Origin of the sequence: Moorena sp. SIO2C4, assembly GCF_010672485.1 — a bacterium.
In the GTDB taxonomy this organism is placed as follows: domain Bacteria; phylum Cyanobacteriota; class Cyanobacteriia; order Cyanobacteriales; family Coleofasciculaceae; genus Moorena; species Moorena producens.
Window position 1 is genome coordinate 1 of record NZ_JAAHGN010001532.1, and the last position, 1,187, is coordinate 1,187.

General features: G+C 46.5%; 1 protein-coding gene and 1 pseudogene. One reads left to right on the plus strand and one right to left on the minus strand.

Annotated elements, in window-relative coordinates; genetic code table 11:
* Window positions 1–219: 219 nt before the first annotated feature.
* A complete protein-coding gene (locus tag F6K20_RS39280; RefSeq protein WP_008180968.1) occupies window positions 220–639 on the plus strand; it encodes a hypothetical protein in 420 nt (139 codons plus the stop codon).
* Window positions 640–742: 103 nt separating this feature from the next.
* Here F6K20_RS39280 and F6K20_RS39285 read toward each other — a convergent pair.
* A pseudogene (locus tag F6K20_RS39285) lies at window positions 743–1,187 on the minus strand (anthranilate phosphoribosyltransferase); the annotation flags it as partial.

A 1,187-nucleotide genomic window follows, 5' to 3' on the forward strand; every position in this document is an offset into this window, starting at 1 on the left:
AGCTCTCAGCTAATAGCTATCAGCTATCAGCTCTCAGTAATCAGCTTTTGAATAAAATAAACTCACGGCTGACGGCTGACGGCTGACCACTGACGGCTGACGGCTGACGGCTTACGGCTGACGGCTGAATGCTTACGTATAGATGATGGGAGGATAGGCAGATATAACTATATATTTGCTTATATACTTACTTTTAGTTGTAAAGATCCAAAAAACTGAATGGAACGTGGTTTACTATGGTTACCTCTGCTAGCAGCATTTTGCTGGCTTGCCTGGTCAGGCTGGAATGAATACCAAAAGATTGAAGCTTATCGCCGCTGGGCTGAACAGTTTGAACGGGCAAAGTATGATATATATGCGGTGCTTGGTCAAAACGGCAGTGACCTGACTTGGGGTAAACCCACTAGAAATAAACCAGTAAATCTAGAAACCTTTTCCCTCAAAGACGTTAAATCAATCAACTTGCTAGTTGATAATCAAGTGGTTGACTTAGAGCAACCACCGGATAAAGGTCGTGCGATCGCATTAGAATTTCAATTCCTCAAACCCATAGATCCAGTCAAAATTCCCTTTACAGAAATTCCTTTGGCAGTGGAGTGGGGAAAATATCTCCAGTCATTCACGCTTAGCGCTGGGTGAAGGCAATAGAGAATAGGCAACTTCGGCTGCTGGACATTGGGTAGCACCCTCCGCCATTGATCCCAGGTTACCCTTACAGGTTAGACCTGGGGATTCTCGTCAGTCAAGCTAAAAACTGCACCAACTGCTCTAACTTCAACCAAGGGGCACCGCTAGCCATAACATCCTTTGCCAGAGCAATCCCTGCTGTGTAGTCTTCGAGAGGTATAACACCAGCGACTTGAAGGGCTAATGAGGCATTTAACGCCACCACATCCTGCTGGGCTGGTGTTCCTTTACCTTGCAAAACGTTCCGTAAAATTGCCCCATTTTCCGCTACATCACCGCCTCGTAGGGACTCAGTAGGGGCAGGAGTTAGACCAAGATGTTCCGGATTTAGACTCAAAAGTCGCACCTCACCCCCCGATAGCAGTGCCAAGTCAGTTTGATCTGCCAATCCCGCCTCATCTAATTTTTCCCTACCATGGAGAACTATTGCGTTGGGAGTACCCATCAAACACAACGATCGCGCTACAGTCTCTACAAAGTTGGGAGCATAAACACCGATT

Coding starts and splice junctions, on each gene's coding strand:
- F6K20_RS39280 (WP_008180968.1), top strand. CDS start 220: ATGGAACGTGGTTTACTATGGTTACCTCTGCTAGCAGCATTTTGCTGG.